20 protein-coding genes and 1 pseudogene are annotated in these 20,488 nt (G+C 64.0%); 11 read left to right on the forward strand and 10 right to left on the reverse strand.

What is annotated here, in order from left to right:
• Nucleotides 1-114 precede the first annotated feature (114 nt).
• A complete protein-coding gene (locus IV498_RS01640) occupies nt 115-798 on the reverse strand; it encodes a TetR/AcrR family transcriptional regulator (protein ID WP_269044890.1) in 684 nt (227 codons plus the stop codon).
• A 266-nt stretch (nt 799-1,064) separates the two neighbouring features.
• Between IV498_RS01640 and IV498_RS01645 the strand changes: the two genes are divergently transcribed.
• Nucleotides 1,065-2,573, forward strand: coding sequence for a flavin monoamine oxidase family protein (locus IV498_RS01645; RefSeq protein ID WP_269044817.1), 1,509 nt, complete (start codon nt 1,065-1,067; stop codon nt 2,571-2,573).
• A 160-nt stretch (nt 2,574-2,733) separates the two neighbouring features.
• Here IV498_RS01645 and IV498_RS01650 read toward each other — a convergent pair whose 3' ends face one another.
• Nucleotides 2,734-3,096, reverse strand: a complete 363-nt coding sequence (locus tag IV498_RS01650) for a DUF5997 family protein (RefSeq protein WP_269044891.1) — start codon at nt 3,094-3,096, stop codon at nt 2,734-2,736.
• A gap of 227 nt (nt 3,097-3,323) precedes the next feature.
• On the opposite strand from IV498_RS01650, the gene IV498_RS01655 reads away from it, so the two are divergent.
• The gene (locus IV498_RS01655) at nt 3,324-4,112 is read left to right on the forward strand and encodes a LysR family substrate-binding domain-containing protein (protein WP_442951259.1); all 789 of its coding nucleotides are present in this window, start codon (nt 3,324-3,326) and stop codon (nt 4,110-4,112) included.
• Nucleotides 4,113-4,167: 55 nt separating this feature from the next.
• Here IV498_RS01655 and IV498_RS01660 read toward each other — a convergent pair whose 3' ends face one another.
• Complete coding sequence (locus IV498_RS01660; protein ID WP_269044819.1) at nt 4,168-4,704, reverse strand: MarR family winged helix-turn-helix transcriptional regulator; 537 nt, start codon at nt 4,702-4,704, stop codon at nt 4,168-4,170.
• Between the two features lie 97 nt (nt 4,705-4,801).
• On the opposite strand from IV498_RS01660, the gene IV498_RS01665 reads away from it, so the two are divergent.
• Nucleotides 4,802-7,093: an MMPL family transporter gene (locus IV498_RS01665; protein WP_269044892.1), complete on the forward strand. Its 2,292-nt coding sequence runs from the start codon at nt 4,802-4,804 to the stop codon at nt 7,091-7,093.
• A 92-nt stretch (nt 7,094-7,185) separates the two neighbouring features.
• Here the strand turns inward: IV498_RS01665 and IV498_RS01670 are convergent, their stop codons facing one another.
• Both IV498_RS01670 and IV498_RS01675 read right to left on the reverse strand, forming a co-directional pair.
• The gene (locus IV498_RS01670; protein ID WP_269044820.1) at nt 7,186-7,764 is read right to left on the reverse strand and encodes a hypothetical protein; all 579 of its coding nucleotides are present in this window, start codon (nt 7,762-7,764) and stop codon (nt 7,186-7,188) included.
• 168 nt (nt 7,765-7,932) lie between these two features.
• Nucleotides 7,933-8,343 (reverse strand): hypothetical protein, encoded by a 411-nt coding sequence (locus tag IV498_RS01675; RefSeq protein WP_269044821.1) that lies wholly within the window; start codon nt 8,341-8,343, stop codon nt 7,933-7,935.
• 127 nt (nt 8,344-8,470) lie between these two features.
• Between IV498_RS01675 and IV498_RS01680 the strand changes: the two genes are divergently transcribed.
• On the forward strand, nt 8,471-8,827 hold the full coding sequence (locus IV498_RS01680; protein ID WP_269044822.1) for a hypothetical protein: 357 nt from the start codon (nt 8,471-8,473) through the stop codon (nt 8,825-8,827).
• Here the strand turns inward: IV498_RS01680 and IV498_RS01685 are convergent.
• The 3 genes and pseudogenes from IV498_RS01685 to IV498_RS01695 form a co-directional block, all read right to left on the reverse strand.
• Complete coding sequence (locus IV498_RS01685) at nt 8,824-9,345, reverse strand: hypothetical protein (RefSeq protein WP_269044823.1); 522 nt, start codon at nt 9,343-9,345, stop codon at nt 8,824-8,826. The two genes, IV498_RS01680 and IV498_RS01685, sit on opposite strands and share 4 nt — an antisense overlap.
• A 147-nt stretch (nt 9,346-9,492) precedes the next feature.
• A pseudogene (locus IV498_RS01690) lies at nt 9,493-10,475 on the reverse strand (bile acid:sodium symporter family protein).
• A 77-nt stretch (nt 10,476-10,552) separates the two neighbouring features.
• Complete coding sequence (locus IV498_RS01695; protein WP_269044824.1) at nt 10,553-11,671, reverse strand: GTP pyrophosphokinase; 1,119 nt, start codon at nt 11,669-11,671, stop codon at nt 10,553-10,555.
• Nucleotides 11,672-11,751: 80 nt separating this feature from the next.
• Between IV498_RS01695 and IV498_RS01700 the strand changes: the two genes are divergently transcribed.
• The 7 genes from IV498_RS01700 (at nt 11,752) to IV498_RS01730 (ending at nt 18,120) form a co-directional block, all read left to right on the forward strand.
• Nucleotides 11,752-12,486 (forward strand): glutamine amidotransferase, encoded by a 735-nt coding sequence (locus tag IV498_RS01700; RefSeq protein WP_269044825.1) that lies wholly within the window; start codon nt 11,752-11,754, stop codon nt 12,484-12,486.
• Between the two features lie 44 nt (nt 12,487-12,530).
• The gene (locus tag IV498_RS01705; RefSeq protein ID WP_269044826.1) at nt 12,531-13,349 is read left to right on the forward strand and encodes an alpha/beta hydrolase; all 819 of its coding nucleotides are present in this window, start codon (nt 12,531-12,533) and stop codon (nt 13,347-13,349) included.
• Nucleotides 13,350-13,450: 101 nt separating this feature from the next.
• Nucleotides 13,451-14,473, forward strand: coding sequence for a carbohydrate kinase family protein (locus tag IV498_RS01710; RefSeq protein ID WP_269044827.1), 1,023 nt, complete (start codon nt 13,451-13,453; stop codon nt 14,471-14,473).
• A 35-nt stretch (nt 14,474-14,508) separates the two neighbouring features.
• Entirely contained in the window at nt 14,509-15,033 is a 525-nt protein-coding gene (locus tag IV498_RS01715; RefSeq protein WP_269044828.1) for a YbhB/YbcL family Raf kinase inhibitor-like protein, read from the forward strand.
• Nucleotides 15,034-15,194: 161 nt separating this feature from the next.
• Nucleotides 15,195-15,998, forward strand: a complete 804-nt coding sequence (locus IV498_RS01720; RefSeq protein WP_269044829.1) for an HAD family hydrolase — start codon at nt 15,195-15,197, stop codon at nt 15,996-15,998.
• A gap of 6 nt (nt 15,999-16,004) precedes the next feature.
• Complete coding sequence (locus IV498_RS01725) at nt 16,005-16,766, forward strand: glycerophosphodiester phosphodiesterase family protein (RefSeq protein WP_269044830.1); 762 nt, start codon at nt 16,005-16,007, stop codon at nt 16,764-16,766.
• 238 nt (nt 16,767-17,004) lie between these two features.
• A complete protein-coding gene (locus IV498_RS01730; protein ID WP_269044831.1) occupies nt 17,005-18,120 on the forward strand; it encodes a glycerate kinase in 1,116 nt (371 codons plus the stop codon).
• Nucleotides 18,121-18,172: 52 nt separating this feature from the next.
• Here IV498_RS01730 and IV498_RS01735 read toward each other — a convergent pair whose 3' ends face one another.
• Together IV498_RS01735 and IV498_RS01740 are read right to left on the reverse strand one after the other, a co-directional pair.
• Nucleotides 18,173-19,507, reverse strand: a complete 1,335-nt coding sequence (locus tag IV498_RS01735; protein ID WP_269044832.1) for a uracil-xanthine permease family protein — start codon at nt 19,505-19,507, stop codon at nt 18,173-18,175.
• Nucleotides 19,508-19,673: 166 nt separating this feature from the next.
• Nucleotides 19,674-20,375 (reverse strand): GntR family transcriptional regulator, encoded by a 702-nt coding sequence (locus tag IV498_RS01740; protein WP_269044833.1) that lies wholly within the window; start codon nt 20,373-20,375, stop codon nt 19,674-19,676.
• Nucleotides 20,376-20,488: the final 113 nt, after the last annotated feature.

Consider the following 20,488-nt stretch of genomic DNA (forward strand, 5'->3'; position numbering starts at 1 on the left):
TTTCCCCCGAGACCTAGCTACATTATCTATGCTGCCCTGCCCGCTTCCTAATCGTTTTACCCCTTTCGGGAGAAAAATAAGCTGCCGGCGAAAGCGCCTGGATGCCGTGGCAGCTCAACTTCGAGTGCGTGGCCAACTGCCGGCCAGACCACTGATGAGCGCGTCGAGGCCGAGCGAGAATGCGCTGTCGCTGGGTCCCAGGACTCGATTCCCTTTTTCGTCCCCGGCTCCATTCGCGCTTGCCGTGCGCCGGCCGACGGCGGTGCTGAACAGTGGGGCGGTGGTGGCCAAAGCGCCGGTGTCGAAGATGCCCTCGGGTGCGGTGACATCGTAGGCGGAGCCAAAAATAAAGGATTCCAGCGCCACGATTGCATCCACTATCCGTTCCTGCGGCCATCCCTCGGCCACGAACCCCGCCGTGACGGCCTCGTACATGGTGACGGTGCGCGGCGCGTTCGTCACAGGCAGGACGGCGATCACAGGGATCAGCGGGGTATGCCGGGCAAAAACATCGCGGTAAGACCAGGCCCAGCGACGCACGGCCGATTCCCATGATTGAGTGGCGAACCCGCTGACATCCACTCCCGCCATCAGATGGTCCTCCACCAAAACCAGGACATCCGCTTTGGCCGCTACGTGGTTGTACAGCGCCGAGGGAGCGACGCCCAGCCGGCGTGCAAGCGCGGACATGGTGAGCCCTTTATACCCCTGCAATTCGATGAGCTTCAGGGCGGCCCGGGTGATCTGTTCCGTATCCAGGACGGCCTTGGACGGCCGGCCCGCGCGCCGCCGTGGCATCACCGGCGGAACAGGCGGTTCTTGTCGGCGCGACCGGGCCGGGGGAGAGTCCGCGCCGTCATGCTGCGTCGCTGCCGGGAAAGCTGCGGTCATCAATGGTCTCCTGCTGGCTGGTGGCCGAACGTGCACGTGCGGGAATCTGCCGCTGGCAGACATTATTCCACCGGGGCACTTCCGCAATTGCCACTTTGGCGCTAGAGTCGACAAGAAATGAACGAAATTCATTTAGGCACTCCGGTCAAGGACCGATCAACGGGAAGGACATCATGCGCACCTTGGAACGCGACGTCGTCGTCATTGGAGCCGGCCCTTCTGGCCTTACCGCGGCCTGGCAGCTGCGGAAGGCCGGCCTGAGCGTGGCAGTACTGGAAGCACGCGACAGGGTCGGCGGGCGTACTTGGACCAACGTCATCGACGGCGCCACGCTGGAAATCGGCGGACAATGGGTTTCCCCGGACCAGGAGGGCCTGATCGGCCTGCTGGACGAACTGGGGCTGCAGACGTTCGAGCGGTACCGAACCGGGGATTCGGTCTACATCGCCGCGGACGGCACGCGGACCCGCTTTACCGGTGACATGTTTCCGGTTGGGGCCCGGACGGCAGGGGAAATGGAGTCCCTGATCGCCAAACTGGACGCGCTGGCCGCGGAGATCGGCGCGGAAGAGCCGTGGGCGCATCCCAAAGCCCGTGAGCTGGATACTGTCTCGTTCCACGCTTGGCTCCGGCAGTATTCCAATGATGAGGAGGCGTGCAACAACATCGGCCTGTTTATTGCCGGCGGCATGCTCACCAAACCCGCCCACGCGTTTTCAGCACTGCAGGCGGTGTTGATGGCCGCTTCCGCTGGCTCTTTCTCCAACCTCGTCGACGAGGATTTCATCCTGGACAAACGGGTGGTGGGCGGCATGCAGCAGGTCTCCCAACTGATGGCTGCGCAAATAGGTGAGGACGTGGTGCTCAATTCCCCAGTCCGCACCCTTCGCTGGGCGCCTGCGCAGACGGCCGACGACGGCGGTACGGCCGGAAGCAGCAGCGGAACCTCGGGCGCTGTCAGCGTACCCGGTAGCGGTGTCACCGCCGTGTCCGACGCCGCCACGGTGCACGCCCGCTACGCCATCATGGCGGTGCCGCCGAACCTGTACTCGCGCGTATCTTTCGAGCCCCCACTGCCACGCCGCCAGCATCAGATGCACCAGCATCAGTCACTGGGTCTGGTGATCAAGGTCCACGCCGTCTACAGCACGCCATTCTGGCGCTCGGATGGACTTTCCGGAACCGGGTTCAGTGCCTCCTCGCTGGTTCAGGAGGTTTATGACAACACGAACCACCAGGACGTCCGCGGGACGCTGGTGGGATTCATCTCCGACGAAAAGGCTGACTATGCCTTCTCGCTTTCCCCGGACGAGCGCCGCGCGGAAATCCTGCACTCACTGGCTGGATTCCTCGGGGATGCGGCCCTGACGCCGGAGGTCTACTACGAGTCCGACTGGGGCTCCGAGGAATGGACCCGGGGCGCCTACGCCTCCAGCTACGACCTCGGCGGCCTGCATCGTTATGGCGCGGACCAGCGCAAACCCGTGGGTCCGATCTACTGGTCCAGTTCGGATCTCGCCGCGGAGGGATACCAGCACGTGGACGGAGCGGTGCGGATGGGGCAGATCACGGCCGCACGCATCGTGGCGGCCGAGTCAGCCCGCAGTTCCGACGTTCACGCCGTCGAAGATACCCAATGTGTGGAAGCCGACGATCGGCGCTCCTATCCGGTCGGGAACTGAGCATCGGCAACTGACCATCGGCGTAGGGCGTAGGGCGTAGGGCGTAGGGCGTAGGGCGTAGGGCGTAGGGCGTAGGGCCGCAGGGTCCGGCAGGCAGGGCGCCCGCAACAACGCCGGGTGCGCTGTTCCGCTGGGACTTCGTGATACAGATCCGTGACCGTCAGCTTTGGGGTCGGCGTGCGGAGTCACGATTCCGGGCCAACTTGGCCTCCTCGCGCGCCTTCGCATGCACGGCACGCTCGGTGACCAACCACGGTGGCGGAGCTTGCAGCAGCGCTGTGATGTCCGCCGTCGTGAGCGGTTCCGTGACACCGCCACGGGTCAAGCCACCGATCGAGACGTTCAGCTTCTGCGCCACGACCGGACGGGGATGCGGACCGTTTCGCCGCAATTCTTCAAGCCACTCGGGCGGGGAAGACTGCAGGGCCTGAAAGTCTTCGCGGCTGATGTCTTTGTCCCGGAATTCCGTGGGGGCTGCGGGGAGGTAAATTCCCAGTTTCTTGGCGGCTGTGGCCGGCTTCATGGCCTGCGGCGAGGTTTCGGGACTCATAAATCAAGAGTAGCCGCTGGCACAGGATTGCTGATTCCCTGATGCACTGATGCACTTGATGCCCTCATGCCCTCATGCCCTCATGCCTGATGGCGGCTGTTGCCGGGGTGCCGGTTCCGTCCGCCCGTGCCGGGTCGCGGCCCACGCCGGTGCGCTACTGTAAGCACGTGCCTGAATCCCGTGTATTGACCGTGTCCTTTGTGCCGGGGGTCACACCCGGAAAATGGGTCCGCCGATGGGAAGAACGGATGCCTCAGGTTCCCCTCGTGGCCGTACCCGTCAGCGAGGCCGAGCAGGTGCGGGTGCTGCACACCGGCAGGGCAGACATGGGTTTTGTCCGGCTCCCGGTGGATCGCGAGGGACTGAGCCTGATTCCGTTGTATGCCGAAATTCCCGTCGTCGTTGCACCGAAGGACCACGAGGTAGCCGTTTTTGATGAGGTGCCTGTCACGGAGCTGGCCGCCGAGTATTTGCTGCAGGACCCGGAACTGTTTCCCGAATGGCGCGACATCTCGGACGAAATCCACTCGGGAACCCGCCTTCCATTACCGCCGATTGGCTCGTTGGACGAAGCCCTGGACCTGGTGGAAGCCGGAACCGGCATCCTGATCCTGCCAATGTCTGTCGCCCGGCAGTTCAGCCGCAAGACCCTGCGCTATCGGCCGGTAACCGGTATTGCACCGTCGCAGGTCGGCCTGGCGTGGCCGGCCGGGGAGCCCGATCCGGTGCTCGAAGAGTTTATTGGCGTGGTTCGCGGACGGTCGGCACTGAGCTCGCGCCAACCCTCGGTGCAGGCTGCCCAAGATGCTGCCCCCAAAAAGGTTCGAGGCGACAAAGCGGGAACTGGCGGAAAGTCCGCAGTCCAGCGTGGCGCCGGCGGTGGCAAATCCGGGACGAGGTCCTCTGGTGCGAAGTCGACCGGTGCGAAGTCTGGCGGTGCAAAGTCCGGGAATTCAAGATCTGGTCAGGGCAAGCGCGGCCGCCGCTAACCCACTTCCCGAAACCGCATCTAGGCCGCTAAACCCCAGCAACTCTGCTCGGGTTTCACGGGGCTGGTGGGGTTTCGGCGGAGCGTGGGTCCGAAGTTGGTGGGGTTTCGGCGGAGGGGAAAGGGCCCGGGTCTGGAATCTCGCTCCGGGCCTGAACGGTTGCGCGCACCATGTCGCGCATAAAGCGCTCCGCCAATTGCCGCTCCTGCGGGCTGTAGTCCGTCAGCGCCGCGTCCAGACGGGCGGCCAGCGGACTGAACAGGGCGCTGCCCACCTCTCGGGCATGACTTGTCATGCTGAGCTGTACCTGCCGCCTGTCCGTTTCGCTGCGCCGCCGGGTCAGATGGCCCGCACGGTCCAACCGATCCACCAGTGCCGTCGTCGCTGGAGAACTCAGATTCAGTGCTTCACCCAACCGTCCGGGAGTCACGGGGCCCTCTGATCGGGACGCCTGCACCAGAAAGGCCAGGGCATTTAAATCCGTGCGGTGCAGTGCGTGTGTGCTGCTGACCTGCTCCACGTAGCGCTCCGTTTCCACGGTGAACTCCTGAAGCAAGGTTAGAAGTTCAAGGTTGGGCCTTGCCTTTGTCATGTATCCATCTTCCTACGGTTGGACTTTGATCAGCATCCTTGTAGTATCTCCATGATAAAGATGTTCTATATCTTAGCTAAAGGGAACGGTGGACCCGATGAATGGCAAGGACTGGATGCCCAAACGCTGGCTGCGGATCCTGCTGCCTCTGGTGTTGATCATCGCCTGGCTCGGCGCCGCAAGCTTCGGTGGGCCCACCTTCGGCAAACTTTCGGCAGTTTCCAGCAACGACCAGGCGAGTTTCCTGCCAGCCAGTGCCGAGTCCACCGAGGCCCGCGAGTGGCAGCAAAGATTCCTCGATTCCAGTGCCATACCCGCCATTGTCCTGGTGACCTCGGATAGTGAAATGTCCCGTGACACATTGGCCGGATATGCCGGGTTGGAAAAGAAGCTGGGTGCCGTAGCGGGCGTTGAGAAACCGGTGGCTCCCGCTGCCACTGTCGTTGCGGGCCCTATTCCCTCCACGGATCGGAAGGCTGTCGAATTCCTTGTTCCCGTGGCGGATACGAACAACATCAAAACCGTCGTGGCGGATCTGCGGGCAGTGGTTGCGGACAACCTGAGGGCCGGCGACACCGCATATGTGACAGGTCCGGCGGGGCTCACCGCCGACTTGGTTAGTTCGTTTAGCGGGATCGACGGCGTGCTGCTGCTGGTGGCACTGGTGGCTGTCTTCGTGATTTTGCTGGCGGTCTACCGATCACTGGTGCTGCCGATACTGGTCCTGCTGACCTCGGTCTTCGCGCTGAGCGCGGCGATTCTATTGGTCTACGCCTTTGCCAGCTGGGACTGGATCAAACTCAGTGGCCAGAGTCAGGGCATCCTGAGCATCCTGGTCATCGGTGCAGCGACGGATTACTCACTGCTGCTGGTTTCCCGCTACCGGGAGGCACTGCATCAGGTGCAGTCAAGATGGGCGGCATTGGGCCGGGCAATGCGGGCGGCCTGGGAGCCGATTCTGGCCTCCGGGACCACTGTCATTCTTGCCCTGTTGTGCCTGCTGGTCTCCGATCTGAATTCAAACCGGAGTCTGGGCCCGATTGCAGCCATCGGCATCGTCTTTTCCCTGCTTTCCTCACTGACCTTCCTTCCCGCTCTCCTCGTGGTTTTTGGACGGGTGGCATTCTGGCCGTTCCGCCCACTTCCCGGTCAGGCGAATGGGCAGGTCGGCTCGGCACGCCCTGGCAGCAAACACCGGGCCGGCGCATCTGAGTTGGACACCCCGCGCGGACTGCAGGGGATCAGCGGTCTTTGGAGGGGAGTCGGTACACTGATTTCCCGCCGACCCCGAGCGACCTGGATTGTGGCCCTGGTGATCCTGTTGGCCGCAAGTGCCGGGGTTTTGCAGCTGCACGCCAACGGCGTCCCCCAGTCCGATGTCATCCTGGCGAAGAGCGACGCGGTGGACGGACAGAAGGCCCTGGCACAGCATTTCGATGCCGGCAGCGGCAGTCCCGTGGTCATTATTGCCGACCAGGCCAAGGCGACCCAAGTTTTGGCCGCGGCCAAGGGCCAGGACGGCATTACTTCGGCGGCCCTCTATTCCTCCGGTGGACGACCTGCGCCCGCCCCAGACGCGGCCGGGTCCAAATCTGCGAAACCGGCAGTGGTCAGGGATGGCAAGGTCCTGATCAACGCCACGCTCAGCGCCCAGGCGGACTCCGCGGCAGCGGAACAAGTGGTGACGGACCTGCGTCAGTCCCTGCCGTCGTCGGACCCCTCAGTACTGGTGGGCGGCGTGACCGCCATAGCGCTGGACACCAACACGACGGCGCAAAGCGATTTGCTGAAGATCATCCCGCTGGTGCTGGCGGTGATCTTGGTGATTCTGATGCTGCTGCTGCGCTCCGTGGTTGCGCCCGTGCTGCTGATTCTCAGTGTGGTGCTTTCCTACGCGGCCTCGCTGGGCGTCTCCGCCCTGGTCTTCAATCACCTTTTCCACTTCCCCGGAGCCGACGCAGCCGTTCCCTTGTTCGGGTTCGTTTTCCTCGTGGCACTGGGTGTGGACTACAACATTTTCCTGATGACCCGGGTGCGGGAGGAATCCATCGGGCGAGGTACCCGGCCCGGAATCCTGCACGGGCTGGGAGTGACTGGAGGCGTGATTACCTCAGCGGGTGTCGTGCTGGCAGCCACCTTCGCCGCGCTGGGTATAATCCCCATCCTCTTCCTGGTTCAGATCGCTTTCATCGTGGCATTCGGCGTGCTGCTGGATACCATCCTCGTGCGCTCGCTGCTGGTTCCGGCGCTGGCCTACGATCTGGGTCCGGTCATTTGGTGGCCATCCCGACTGGGTCGTCCGGCGCATGCCGTGGCCGCCGCCGAAACCACTGCCGTTAGCTGGCCGTCGCCAACCCGGACCGGCGGGCCGAAGAGCGAGCGGCCTTAAGCTGGCTCGCAGCCGCAGCCGCAGCCGCAGCCGCAGCCGCAGCCGCAGCCGCAGCCGCAGCCGCAGCCACTGCCCCAGCCGCAGTCGCCGGCTTAGGGGTGGGCCGGTGCCTTGGCTATCCGAGCCAGTATGGCCTTTGCCCGTTTCTGGATCTTGTCACCGTAGCCGCCATTCAGGGCGGTGTCCTTAATCTTTTGTGCGGCTGAATCCCGATCGGGTGCGGCTGCTGCCTCGAGTGCCTTGAGATCCGCTTGCAGGTTCTGGGGCAATTTGGCGAATGCCTGCGGGTGCGAGATGAGAGCGAAGGCCAGAACATGGGCGCGATCACCGAAATTGTCCTTAGCTTGAACCTCAACCCGGAGCTCACGTGCCAAATGCCGGAGGTAGCCGTTTTTGGCGTGTTTTCCCGCCGCCTTGGCGGAGGACTTGGCTGCCGCGGACCCTGCCCCTGCCCCGGCCCCTGCCTTTGCAGCTGCCGCAGCCCCGATTCCGGCGGCGGCCGACGACGGCGTCCCCGACGCGGGTGCCGAGGGTCCCCGTGTAGCAGCGGATGCGGACGTCACGCCAAAAATTGCGGCGCCGATAAGGGCGGCTCCCGTGCCGGTGGCGATGATTCGTGCGGGCCAGCGTTTGGAAGCGCTTGGCGCTTTATGTGTTTCCGAGGTGATCATGACGTCTCCTATTCGGTGGTTCAGTAATACACCTTGCACCTTGAATACACCATGGACCTGCGAAAACGCCTGGGCCGTTTGGCGGATTGCGGTCAACGTATGTTGGGGCTGTCCTCGCGGGGGGCCCGACACTTTTGTCCAGGCGGTCCATTGGACGACGGTGCACGGTCAGCTGTTGTCCGGTTTAACGATGCTGGCCTCGTCTTCCTCTAAAGCAGGTTCCTGCTGCCGGTCCGCCTCAATTCCGGCGGAGCCGTTGCCGGCTTCGTCGCTTTGCACCGCGGTTCCGCCCTTCTGTGCGGGGGAAGCGGCCTCTTCGTTGAGTTGGCGGTCCACGGTTCGCGCGAATGCCTTTCCGCTGTCTGCCGGTGCGGCATCGCCATGCCATTCGGCGCCGCCCGAGCCTGACTCCCCGGTGGCTCGCTCCTGTGTCCGCTCACTCCCGGGTCCGGGCTTGGAAGGCGCGGAATTTGCCTCTTCGCGGCCATCTTCTTCAGCATCCATGAGGCAAGAGTAGTCCTGCGCGGCGGGACATAGCGAGACCGTGACTGCAGTGCCGGGAAACGGCTGCTCATGCATCCGGCGTTCCATCTTTTCCAGTCCGCTGGTACGTTGGCGGGAATGGACGGCCGGCGACGACGACGGGACAGTGGATCGGTCCCAGGCAAGTGACGGCATGGCGCAGGGAGAAGGAGAAACTGAACCGATGGACAGCACGAACAACATGGACAGCACGAAAAACATGGAAGATGCAGGAAACGAGTCGGATGAGCAGGGCGACACGTCCGGTCAGCAGGCCAGCGGCGGTCCGGAAGGGCAGGCCGGCGCCGGGCCCGAGGAAGAGAATCCACTGGCCCACCTGGATCCGGACCAGGTCGCCGCGGGACCAGATGGAGCCAAGGACAAGGTGCTGTTCAACGATCCCAGCGCCGATCCACTGTGGAATCCTTCATTGGAGCCCGACCCCGCCGCCGATCCATTGTCCGGCCGGACAGATTCCGGCGCGGACTCCGAGTCGGGACAGGAGGACACCGCCGGAGGCGATCAGCGTACCGCGGATTAGCGTCCCTGTTCCCGAAATCGTTCGGGGACAGTGCTGAGCAGGATTTTATGGATCTCGCTGATCTGTTCTTTCGCGCGTCCGTCCAGCCTTTCCAGCTCACTGGCATCCAGCCTGCTGTCCGCAGCGGCCAGCAGGAGCAGCGTTTCCCAGAGCAGGCGTTTGCCCTGCACCGCTGTCTCCAACGTTTCAAGTTCGAGTTGACCGCTAAAGCTCCCCCGGGAGCGAAGCGGATTGAGCGGATTGACCTTGGAGAGCTGCGCGCCGATCCAAGCAAGCGGCTGCTTTCCGGCCGGCATCGCCAAACCCAGCCGGGCGGCCAAAGACTCGAGGTCGGTCTTGTCCGCATCCACCTCCTGGGTCAGTCGAGCCAGCGTACTTGCGTGCGAAGAGTGTTTCCACACCTTGGTGGCCTGCTCAAACAACCGCACACCCGATGCCGCGGCCACAATGTGGCTGTGAAGGTAATTACCCAGGACACCTTCGTCGGAGCCGTTCCTGGATTGCTGCCTGTCGTTCATGGATTCCTCCTGTAGTGCTGCCGGCCGGATGGAACGAAGCGGACGGCAACGCTCCCGCAACCCATGTTCCGGCAAACGCCCGCTGATGGCTACAGTGCGGCATCGGTGCTCCCAGCTGACAGAACCGGTTTTCCTGCACTGGCGTGCTTACTTCTCTGCAAGCGGCCGACGTGCCAACCAGGCCGCGACGGCAGCTCCGGAGATGTTGTGCCAGACGGAGAAGACGGCCAAAGGGAGGGCGGCCAGCGGCGAAAAATGTGCCGTGGCCAGGGTGGCAGCCAAACCCGAGTTCTGCATTCCCACCTCAAACGCGAGGGCACGCCGGGCCCGGGCATCCAAGCGTCCCAGCTTGCCCGCTAGGTAACCCAGGCCCAGTCCGAATCCGTTGTGCAGGACCACGGCCAGGAAGACGATGCCGCCGGCTGCGAGGATTTTCGATGCGCTTCCAGCCACCACAATGGCCACAATCACGGAGATCACGACGGCGGATATCCACGGCAAGGCGGGCAGTACAGCGCGGACCCACCGCTGCAGGAAGAGCCGCGCCAGCAATCCGGCCACAACCGGCACCAGGACGGTCTTGACAATGTCCAGCACCATGGCGCCGGCGTCGACGTGCAGAAATGACCCGGCCAGGAACAGGGTCGGCGCCGGGGTGACCAGCGGAGCTATCAGCGTGGACACCGTGGACACGGCGACCGAGAGCGCAACGTCGCCCTTGGCCAGGAACGCCATCACGTTCGACGCGGTGCCACTCGGTGCGCAGCCCACCAGAATGACGCCGGCGGCCAGGCGGGTTCCAGATGCAGAACAACGGCAATCAGCCAGCCGGCGCCCGGCATGATGACGTAGTGCGCCACCAGCCCCAAGCCGACGGCCCACGGGCGCTTCGCCACCGATGAGAAGTCCGGCAGGGTCAGCGCCAGGCCCATGCAGAACATGATGATGCCCAACAGATAGGGGACCGCCGGCGCCGCAGGCTTAAAGGCGCCCGGCAGCAAAAAACCCAGGACGCCTGCCACAATGACCAGGATGGGGAAGACGGTGACGGCCCAGCGTGCCGTGCGGGTTTGGGCGTCCGCGTCAGGTCTCAGTGGAGATTCAGGGGATGTTTTAGTTGCCTCAAGCATGCATCAATAGTGGCATCGGCGCCCGTCGGCCGGGCAAAAGGTGACCGGCGGGAGGGCAAATATGTCGCCCGTTTCCGTCAGCCCTGCGCCTCCGCCCGCCCAGCTTGGCGGTACCGGTTGATCTGCTGGAAGCGCCGCTGCAGGCTCTCCCGGCGGGGTTTGCTGTCCGCGGAGAGCGGTTCCGCCGTCAGCTCGATGTGTTCGGTGCCAAAGCGCCACAGCAGCAGGTCATCGAGCAGCCGGTCCGGCCCTGGCGAATAGCGGTGATCGAGGGCCCTGCGGACGGCGCTGATGGTCTGTGACTGGAGCAGATCCACCAGTTCAATGGTCCGGGTGAGGCCATGGGCGGCCAGCAGCTCCGCGGCCCAGCCCCAATCGTCGTCGGACTTGCGGTCCACGTGTGGCAGCAGAGTCTGCCAGACCTGCTTGATCCGGTTCGGCGTCAGTGGCACTGCCCCCTCGCCGTCGTTGTCCCAGAAGCTGGTGACTGTCTCATAGCGGTCGTGCAGCTCGGAAAACGCCGATTCCACCGTCTCCAGCATTGCTGCGGTGGCCGTGAACTGGCGGTCAAAATACGGGCTCCAGGCGCGCCGGTCCTGTGCCTTGAAGCGGATATCATGCTCGATTTCGCTCCAGGCGTGTGCAAAAACGGTGCGGATCTGGCATTCGAAGAAGTAGCTGCCGTTGGGCTTTCCCGCCGGATCCACCATCTTCTGGAAGGCCTTGACCACGTCGTTCTGGATGGTGCGCAGGATCAGGTGCCGGCTGGAGTAGCCGTAGGTGCCGGACTCGATGGAACCGATGTCCTTTTCCCGATCACCGCGGCAATCGAAGATCGTGCGCTGGCGCTTGATCAGGTTCGCCACCTGCGCATTGTCTCCGGGCAGGGTGGTAATGACGCGCACGCCGACCATGTCAGTGAGGTTGCGCAACGGTTCCGGAAACTGCAGCGCAGGCAGCGCACCCGGGACGGCCTTGACCATCCGGGAGGCCTTTTCGCGGAACGATTCGACGGACTTCGTGCGGCTGGTGACAAAGAGCGGATGGGTTCCCGAATCAGTAAAAATATCCCGGATGCTGGATTCCACCTCACGGGTGACAAATTCCAGATGCGGCCGGAGGCGATCGTATTCGGCGCTGCTTGCGGCCACGGCAGGGCGGAGCTGCTCGTCCAGCCTTTCCCAATGACTGCTCATGCTGCCTTTCCGGATCTGTGCTCTGCGGTGTACCTACGCTAACACCGCAGCTGAAGGCTTCGACTGGATAGGCTCTAAGGATGAAACCGTTCCTGCTGCTGGCCACTCGTGCAGAAGAGGCCGCGGCCGACGACGAATACCTGGCTTTTCTGCGGGCCGGTGCCCTGACGGCGGGGGAGCTGGTGCGGATCCGGCTTGAAGCGGGTTCCCTGCCCGAACTGGACCTTGCCGAATTCTCCGGTGTTATCGTCGGCGGGAGCCCCTTCAACTCAAGCGATCCCGCCGACGGGAAGAGCGCCGTGCAGCTGCGGGTGGAAGCGTATCTAACGGGCCTGCTGGATGAGATTGTGCGGCAGGATTTTCCGTTCCTCGGAGCCTGCTATGGCGTTGGAACGCTGGGAACGCACCAGGGTGCCCGGGTGGATCGGCTGTTCGGCGAACCCATCGGCCCGGTTCAGATCACACTGACGGAGGACGGCGTCCGGGACCCGATGCTGCATGGGCTGCCCAGAGCATTCCAGGCTTTCGTTGGGCATAAGGAGGCCTGCTCGGCGCTGCCAGCGCACGCCACCCTGCTGGCCTCTTCAGCCACCTGCCCGGTACAGATGTTCCGGATCAAACACAATCTCTACGCCACCCAATTTCATCCGGAGCTGGACGTCGCGGGACTTTTGACCCGCATTGACGCCTACCGGAACGCAGGCTACTTTCCGCCGGACCAGGTGGAACAAGTGCGTGCCACCGCCCGATCCGCGGCGGTGGACCAGCCCGGGGCGATCCTGCGGAATTTTGTGCAGAGGTATCGTCGTCCCTGAATGGATGCGCCGAATCACTCCTACCGGCCAGGAGGCTGAATCAGATGCACCGCTATACCTACGGCCCGGATGCAAGCCAGTACGCCGACCTGTATCTGCCGGACAGGCAGCGCTGCCAAGGCGTCGCTGTGGTCATTCACGGCGGCTATTGGCGCTCCGGGTATGCGGCGGACCTTGGTGCGCCGCTGGCACAGGATTTGGCTGCGCACGGGATTGTCGCCTGGAATCTGGAATACCGTCGTGCCGGTAATGGCGGAGGCTGGCCGGAGACCTTTGAGGATGTGGCGGCAGGCATCGACAAACTGGGCGATGCCGCAGCCGAACATGGCCTGGACCTGTCCAAGGTCGTGGCATTGGGGCACTCCGCTGGAGGTCAACTGGCGGTCTGGGCGGGAGGTCGAAGCCAGCTGCCTCCCGAAGCCCCGGGAGCCGCGGACCGGAACGCGGGCAGCGTGCCGCTGACCGCCGTCGTCAGCCAATCCGGCGTGCTGGATCTGCGGCAGGCGATGGCGCTGAACCTGAGCAACGGAGCGGTGCTGAATTTTTTGGGCGGCTCCCCGGCCAAGGACCCACAGCGTTACCGGATGGCCGATCCGCTGCAGGCGGTTCCCCTGCGCGTGCCGGTCTCTGCCGTCTACGCGGCGCAGGACATCACCGTCCCGCCCAGCCAGTCCAAGGCCTATGTCGAAGCGGACAAGGCGGCGAGGTCCGCCGCCAGGGGCGAAGACGGTGGGCGCGGGTCCCGAGACGGATGGTCGACGGCGGAACTCGTCCGGGTGCCGGGGGACCACTTCGATCTGATCGACGTTCGGAGCGCCGCCTACGCCGTATGCCGCGAACTCGTTCAAAAGTGTCTGTCATAGCCTGCTCCGGCCCTTGCCTGTTCAGCGGTTCTGGGCAAGGATTCTCACGTGAGCCTTTCCCGCAGTGCAGCGATCCGGCAGCCGGACCGTAGGGTGGGACAATGCTGACAGTCATCGGTGAGGCTCTGATTGACGAAGTGGTGCGCGGGTCCGGAGCCGTTGAAACCCACGTTGGCGGCAGCCCGATGAACGTGGCCGTGGGACTTGCCCGGCTGGGGCATGCCGTGCAGTTCCTGGGCCGCATAGGTCAGGATCCGTATGGCACGCTGATTTCGGCGCACCTGCACGGCAATTCCGTGCTGGTGCCCCTGGCCCGGGTCTTTGGGACCACCAGCGTCGCCCGGGCGTCATTGGGAGCCGACCACGCGGCCAGCTACGACTTCGATCTTGACTGGGAACTGCCCGGCTTCGATCCCGAGCCGAACGGAACGCACCGCGGCCTGCTGCAGGCCACCACATTGCTTCACACCGGATCGATCGCCAGCATGCTCCAGCCTGGTTGCAGCCAGGTGTTTAAAGCGGTGCTGGTCGCCCGTCCCCATGCCACGATTGCCTATGATCCCAACTGCCGCCCGACCATCGTGGCCGATGTGGACTACGCCCGCAACCAGGCCGAGCAGTTCGTCCGGCTGGCGGATGTGGTGAAGGCCTCCGATGAGGACCTGCGCTGGCTCTACCCGGCCTTGGATCCGCTGCAGGCGGCCCGCAACTGGCTGCGCATTGGCGGCGCCGCCGATGGGCCCGCCGTCGTCGTCGTCACCATGGGCGCGGACGGACCGTGGGCTGTCAATGCGGCGGGGGAAACGCACACCAAGGTACCGCCGGCGGAGGTCGTGGACACGGTGGGGGCCGGCGATTCCTTTATGGCCGCATTGCTTTCCACGCTGGTGGACCGGGAACTTGATGGTGCGCAGCGCCGCGAAGCGCTCAGGTCGCTGAGCGCCGGGGACCTCACTGAGATACTTCGATACGCCGCGGCGGCCGCGGCCGTTACGGTCTCCCGGGCCGGCGCCGACCCGCCCCGGCGTGCGGATCTCCAGCTTCAGCACCAGTCCCAGCATTCCCGGCAGCAGCACCAATTGCAGCAGTCCCTACCCCAGCAAAACCAGTCCCGGGACAACTAAGTTCCAGCGTTGAGAGAACAGGAAGAAGACCACAGATGCCCTTACATGACCCGTACGACGACCTCCCCGCAGTTCCGGACTTCAGCGTCAGCAGCGAATCGTTCAAGGATGGTGGGGAGCTCCCGGCAGCGCAGCGCAACGCTGGTGCCGAGGGCCAGGACGTTTCCCCGCAGCTTTCCTGGAGCGGCTTCCCGCCGGAGACTAAGAGTTTCGCAGTGACAATGTACGATCCGGATGCGCCCACAGCGAGCGGATTCTGGCATTGGGCGGCATTTAATATCCCAGTCTCGGTGACCTCGCTGGCCGCCGGCGCGGGTGGTCATGATGCATCCGGGATGCCCGATGGCACCCAGCAGCTTAAGAACGACGGCGGCTTTCCCGGCTTCATGGGTGCCGCGCCGCCGCCTGGGCATCACGAGCACCGCTACATGGTGACGGTGCACGCCGTAGGCGTGGAAAGCCTTGATATTCCAGCCGATGCCACCCCTGCGGTCCTGGGATTCAATCTTTTCACCCATACCCTGGCCCGGGCCCGGATTACCGGCACATTCGGTCGCTGACACCAGCCGATGGCCCGGTTTTGGCGCTCGATCCTGCGTGCTCGTGGCGCCGGCCACGCGGTGGGCTGTCGGGGTGCAACGGACTGATTTGGCCTTCGGCTGCGCCGCTCGGAATCTTCCTCCCGCATCGGTCCGTCGCCCCGGGACGCTAGCCTAGACCAATGCGGTTAATCGCCAGTGACGTGGACGGAACTATTCTGGGACGGAATGGGAAGATCAGTGCGCGCACCGTGGCCGCGTTTGATGCCGCGCAGGCTGCCGGCATAGAAATAGTGTTTGTTACCGGTCGTCCGCCGCGGTGGCTGGACCCGCTGCGCCACCAGATAGGCCACGAGGGCGCCGTGATCTGTTCCAACGGAGCCGTGCTGTATGACTTGGCCCGGGAGCAGGTCATTTCCTCTCACCTGGTTCCGCGGCGGACCATGCTTGAGGCGCGCGCCATCATTCGGAAGCTGGTTCCGGCTGCCTGTTTCGCCGCGGAAACGCTGGGCGGCTTCCATCTGGAAGCCGGTTTCCTGCAGCCGGGGTCGGTGGAGCTGCTCGGGGACACATTCCCTGGACCGTTGGAGGATTCGATCGAGGAGGACTGCGGCGTGGTGAAGTTCCTGGCCACGACCCGAGAGGGCAGCGCTGATGAATTTATGGCCCTGATCCGGCCTGCCGTGGGGCAGTTGATGTCCGTGACTCACTCCGCACCTACCACTGCATTGCTCGAGATGGGTCCGCACGGCATTAATAAGGCGGTTACCCTAGCGCAGTTCGCTGCATCCCTGGGGATCGACGCCAAGGACGTGGTGGCCTTCGGGGACATGCCCAACGATATTGAGATGCTGTGTTGGGCCGGCGCCGGATACGCCATGGCCAGCGGCCACGGGGAGGCGCTGGCTGCGGCAAACTTGCGGGCACCGCAATTGGACGACGACGGCGTTGCCCAGATTCTGGAGGCCCGGCTCGCCGGGTTGTAGCTCCCCTTGACCTATCTGGATTCGCCGGTACCGGTCGCGATCGCGCACCGCGGCTATTCACGCGACGGCTTGGAGAACTCGATCGCTGCCTTCCGTGCCGCCGTCGACCTTGGCTTTACCTACGTGGAGACCGACCTCCACACGAGCGCGGACGGCGTGCTGCTGGTATTCCACGACGCGCGGCTTGACCGTGTGACCGATGGCCATGGGGAGATTGCCGCGCTGACAGCGGCCCAGCTGGCGCAGGTTCGGATCGATGGACGGGAAAGCATTCCGCGTTTGACCGAGCTGGTCACGGCGCTGCCGGGCGTGCGGATCAACCTGGACGTCAAGGATGTTGCCTCGGTGGAGCCGTTGGTGGCTGCGATAGAGGAATATGGCCTTCACAGCCGCATCTGCGTCGCATCGTTCTCCGACAAACGCCGTCGGGCGGTACTGCGAAGGCTTTCACGACCCACTGCCAGCTCCGCCGGAAGGACCTCGACCGCCGCCTTCGCGCTGCTGGGTCCGTGGCTGCCCAAAACGCTGCTGGGTCGGATTCTGCGCGATGTCGATTGTCTGCAGCTGCCCTTGCGCTACAAGTCCTTCCACCTGGTTACGCGCCGATCCGTGGCCCGGGCGCACGCGTTAGGCCTGAAGGTCCACGTCTGGACCATCAACGAGCCTGCACAAATGCATGCCCTGTTCGACCTGGGTGTGGACGGTGTAATGACCGACCGGGCGGACCTTCTGGCCGATGGCATGCGTGATCGCGGGTATTGGACCTAAGCCGGGGCGTGCCAGAATTCCCGATGGCTCGATGGCACGCGGAAATATGCACCGTATTTGTGGCGACTCCGCGGCCGGCGATGGCGTTGCCGATATGGATCCTGCTGGAGTGGGTCCAGGGCGGGAGGACTTACCCTGTGCCTTGCTCTCTGGAGGGTCTGGCCGGGAAAGGCCTTCACACAGCGGCAGGGATGGTCGCTAATGCCTAATCCCACTGCCCGGCTGGCAGGATGGAGGAATGCGGATTCTGATTGCGCCGGACAAGTTCAAAGGCACCCTTACTGCTGTCGAGGCTGCAGCTGCCATGGCGGAAGGCGCGCTGCGGGTTTACCCCGAGGCCACCGTCACCACAATCCCGGTTGCGGACGGCGGCGAGGGAACAGTTGAAGCGGCAGTGGCTGCGGGGTTTGAGGAGAAGCTGAACGCCGTTGTCGGACCGATCCTGAAGCCCGTCGCTGCAGTGTGGGCTTTCAACCCGACTGGATTCGTTGCCGTCATCGAATCGGCTCAGGCTAGCGGCTATCTGCTTACTGAACCGACGCCGGAGAACGCACTGCGGGCCCATTCATACGGCTGTGGGCAGTTGATAGCCGCAGCTTTGGATGCCGGCGCCACCGAGCTGATCGTCGGACTGGGTGGCTCTGCCATGTCGGATGCGGGAACGGGCGCGCTGCGGGCGCTGGGGCTGCGGCTCTTGGATGTGAACGGAAATCTGGTTCCCCTCGGCGGTGGCTCCCTGGTCGACGTCGTCGCAGTCGACGCGTCGGCGTTGGATCCACGGTTGGCCACGGCCCGAATCCGGCTCGCTGTCGACGTGGATAATCCGCTGTACGGCCTCGACGGTGCGGCTTACGTTTTTGCTCCGCAGAAGGGCGCGGACGCGGAAGGTGTGGAGTTACTCGATGCCGGCCTGCGTAACCTTGCATCGGTGGTCTGCTCTGCCACAGGAAATGACATCAACGCCCCCGGTGCCGGTGCGGCGGGTGGTTTTCCCTCGATGTTCCTGGCTTATTCGCCAGCGACCATTGAGGGCGGTTTTGACCTGGTGGCTGAACTGACCGGGCTGAGGGCTGCTCTGGGTCAAGCGGACCTGGTCATCACAGGCGAAGGATCGCTGGACGCCCAATCAATGGCCGGGAAAGCCCCCATTGGGGTGGCGGATGCTGCCCGTAGCCTGGGAATTCCCGTCGTTGCGGTTGCCGGTCGGATTGCCGTGTCACAGGGGGAACTGGCCAGCCACGGCATCGTTTCGGCGGTCAGTGCCACGGATGTGGCTCGCTCATCGGAGTTGGCACAGCTCCACGCTGCCCGGTACGTCACGCTGGCCACCGCCGAGGCGCTGAACGGAATCTGAACCCGGGTTGGGACCGCATTGATCGGGTTGGGACCGGTCGGCGCTGCCCGGCTCACAGTTCAGCGCCGAAGGAATCAGGGCCCTTGGCGTCGGGTGCCGGACCGTCGGGAGCCTGCGCATCGGTTGCTGTGCCGCGCCATTTGGCCAGGGCATTCATGCCGTGATAGATCACGAGCGCCGAAGCAGTACCCAGTGCAATGCCGGCAAATTGAAGGGTGCCCACGGTCCAGGTGTAATCCGCAATGCCGATGATCAGGGCGACCGCTGCAGTGGTCATGTTCACCGGATTGGAGAAGTTAACGCGGTTCTGCACCCAGATCCGGACACCGAGGACGCCGATCATGCCATAGAGCATGGTGGCGGCGCCGCCGAGCACCCCGGCCGGAACTGTGGCAATGAGCGCTCCGAATTTGGGCGAGAAGCTCAAGATCAAAGCTGCTGCTGCAGCGACCCAATAGGCGGCAGTGGAGTAAACCTTGGTTGCGGCCATGACACCGATGTTTTCGGCATAGGTGGTGGTACCGGAGCCTCCGCCGAACCCGGCCAGAGTTGTCGCCAGCCCATCGGCCAAGAGTGCCCGGCCTGCCACTGGATCCAGATTCCGCCCAGTCATCAGTGCCACGGACTTGACGTGACCTATATTTTCCGCGACCAGCACCAGCACCACCGGAACGAACAGTCCAACCACGGCCAAGTGGAAGACCGGAAACTGGAACTGCGGCAACCCGATCCACGAGGCTGCGGCCAGGGCGCTGAAATCGACTTCGCCACGGAGCAGGGCCACCAGATATCCCACCACCACTCCGACCAAGATGGACAGCCGGCCCAGTATGCTGCGGAAGAGCACGCTGACCAGCAGAATGACCAGCAGGGTAACGAGTGCAGTGACAGGGGCTGCGTCGAAATTGGCTTTGGCTGCCGGTGCCAGATTCAGTCCGATCAGCGCCACGATGGTACCGGTGACGGCTGGCGGCATCAGCCGGTTTATCCAACCTGCTCCGAACCGCTGGACCACCAAGCCGACGCCGGCCAGGACCACGCCCGCCATCACCACCCCGCCAAGCGCGCCGCCAACATCGAACTGCTTCTGGGCGGCCGCGATCGGGGCGATAAAGGCGAAGCTGGAACCAAGATAGCTCGGCACCTTGCCAGCCGTGAGAATCAGGAAAAGTATGGTGCCGACTCCGGAGAAAAAGAGCGTGGTGGCAGGCGGCATGTGGGTGAGGATCGGAACCAGGAACGTAGCCCCGAACATTGCCACTACGTGCTGGAGGCCAATCCCTATGGTCCGGGGCCAGCTTAATCGCTCCCCGGGTGCGACGACCTCCCCGGGTTTGATCGTTTTACCGTCTCCGTGGATCGCCCATTTGGTGCCCAACGTGCCCATTTCAATGTCTCCCTCAGCCGGTAATCACAGCTAAGACTACCGGCGACCTGCCAACACTCTGGACGGTTCCGGGCGCCGACAGGCGGCTCATCGGTCCGCCCCGTTCCGGCAGGCTTGGGGTCCATAGCGCCAGGCCGGCCGGGATTCAGCCCGGCCGGGTTCGACATCAGTAGGGTTCGACCGCCGCGGCCAGTTGGTCCCGGCTGTCCAACAGATAGTTGCGCATCAGGGCAGCCGCTTGCGCGCTGTCGCCGGTGCGGATGGTTTCGGCGATCAGCCGGTTCCGCGCGATGTAAGGTTCCAGGAAGGCGCGGCTGTCCGCCATCGCGTGGAAGGCGAGCCGAACCTCGGCCAGCAGCTCACGGGTAACCTCGGAGACGCGGCGGCTTTCGACACTGGAGACCAGGGCTTGGTGGAAGGCAAGGTTGCATCCGGCCACTTGGCTCCAGTCCGAAAGCAGGGCGGCTTCCTCCGCCCGCTGGACCGCGGTCAGGGCCGTGATGATTCCCGGATGCTCCGGTGGGCAGTCCCGGGCAGCCGCCACCTCAATGAAGATCCTCGCCGTGTAGACGTCCATAACGTCCTGCCGGTTAAGGCGGCGCACGAATACGCCCCGGTGCAGGGTGTGCGTAATCAGCCGCTCATGGGCCAGGAGCCGAAAGGCCTCCCGCAGACTGTTGCGCGAGATCTGCAGCGACTCCGCCAGCGCCCCTTCCGCCAGCTGAGTCCCGGGGGGCATGTCGCCGTCGAATATCCCCTGCCGCAGGACCTCGGCCACCATCTCACCGGTACCCGTGCGGCGGATTTCGGGCCGTTTGCGGCGGAACAACTGAGCAAAGTCCACTTCCGCGTCCACTTCGGTGCCCACAGTGCCTCCTCGATTAGTTCCGTAACGATATCCCAGATTCCTAGGATTGAAGGATTGTTCAACAAGATGTAGTCTCGATCACAGTTTGCTGTGCTTTTCCCTGTCTGAAAGGA

This window comes from Paenarthrobacter sp. Z7-10, from assembly GCF_026932795.1.
In the GTDB taxonomy this organism is placed as follows: Bacteria; Actinomycetota; Actinomycetes; order Actinomycetales; family Micrococcaceae; genus Arthrobacter_M.

Coding starts and splice junctions, on each gene's coding strand:
- IV498_RS01645 (WP_269044817.1), top strand. CDS start 1,065: ATGCGCACCTTGGAACGCGACGTCGTCGTCATTGGAGCCGGCCCTTCT.
- IV498_RS01710 (WP_269044827.1), top strand. CDS start 13,451: ATGCTGACAGTCATCGGTGAGGCTCTGATTGACGAAGTGGTGCGCGGG.
- IV498_RS01720 (WP_269044829.1), top strand. CDS start 15,195: ATGCGGTTAATCGCCAGTGACGTGGACGGAACTATTCTGGGACGGAAT.
- IV498_RS01675 (WP_269044821.1), bottom strand. CDS start 8,343: ATGCATGAGCAGCCGTTTCCCGGCACTGCAGTCACGGTCTCGCTATGT.
- IV498_RS01670 (WP_269044820.1), bottom strand. CDS start 7,764: ATGATCACCTCGGAAACACATAAAGCGCCAAGCGCTTCCAAACGCTGG.
- IV498_RS01705 (WP_269044826.1), top strand. CDS start 12,531: ATGCACCGCTATACCTACGGCCCGGATGCAAGCCAGTACGCCGACCTG.
- IV498_RS01685 (WP_269044823.1), bottom strand. CDS start 9,345: ATGAACGACAGGCAGCAATCCAGGAACGGCTCCGACGAAGGTGTCCTG.
- IV498_RS01715 (WP_269044828.1), top strand. CDS start 14,509: ATGCCCTTACATGACCCGTACGACGACCTCCCCGCAGTTCCGGACTTC.
- IV498_RS01680 (WP_269044822.1), top strand. CDS start 8,471: ATGGACAGCACGAACAACATGGACAGCACGAAAAACATGGAAGATGCA.
- IV498_RS01700 (WP_269044825.1), top strand. CDS start 11,752: ATGAAACCGTTCCTGCTGCTGGCCACTCGTGCAGAAGAGGCCGCGGCC.
- IV498_RS01640 (WP_269044890.1), bottom strand. CDS start 798: ATGCCACGGCGGCGCGCGGGCCGGCCGTCCAAGGCCGTCCTGGATACG.
- IV498_RS01660 (WP_269044819.1), bottom strand. CDS start 4,704: ATGACAAAGGCAAGGCCCAACCTTGAACTTCTAACCTTGCTTCAGGAG.
- IV498_RS01650 (WP_269044891.1), bottom strand. CDS start 3,096: ATGAAGCCGGCCACAGCCGCCAAGAAACTGGGAATTTACCTCCCCGCA.
- IV498_RS01735 (WP_269044832.1), bottom strand. CDS start 19,507: ATGGGCACGTTGGGCACCAAATGGGCGATCCACGGAGACGGTAAAACG.
- IV498_RS01730 (WP_269044831.1), top strand. CDS start 17,005: ATGCGGATTCTGATTGCGCCGGACAAGTTCAAAGGCACCCTTACTGCT.
- IV498_RS01695 (WP_269044824.1), bottom strand. CDS start 11,671: ATGAGCAGTCATTGGGAAAGGCTGGACGAGCAGCTCCGCCCTGCCGTG.
- IV498_RS01665 (WP_269044892.1), top strand. CDS start 4,802: ATGAATGGCAAGGACTGGATGCCCAAACGCTGGCTGCGGATCCTGCTG.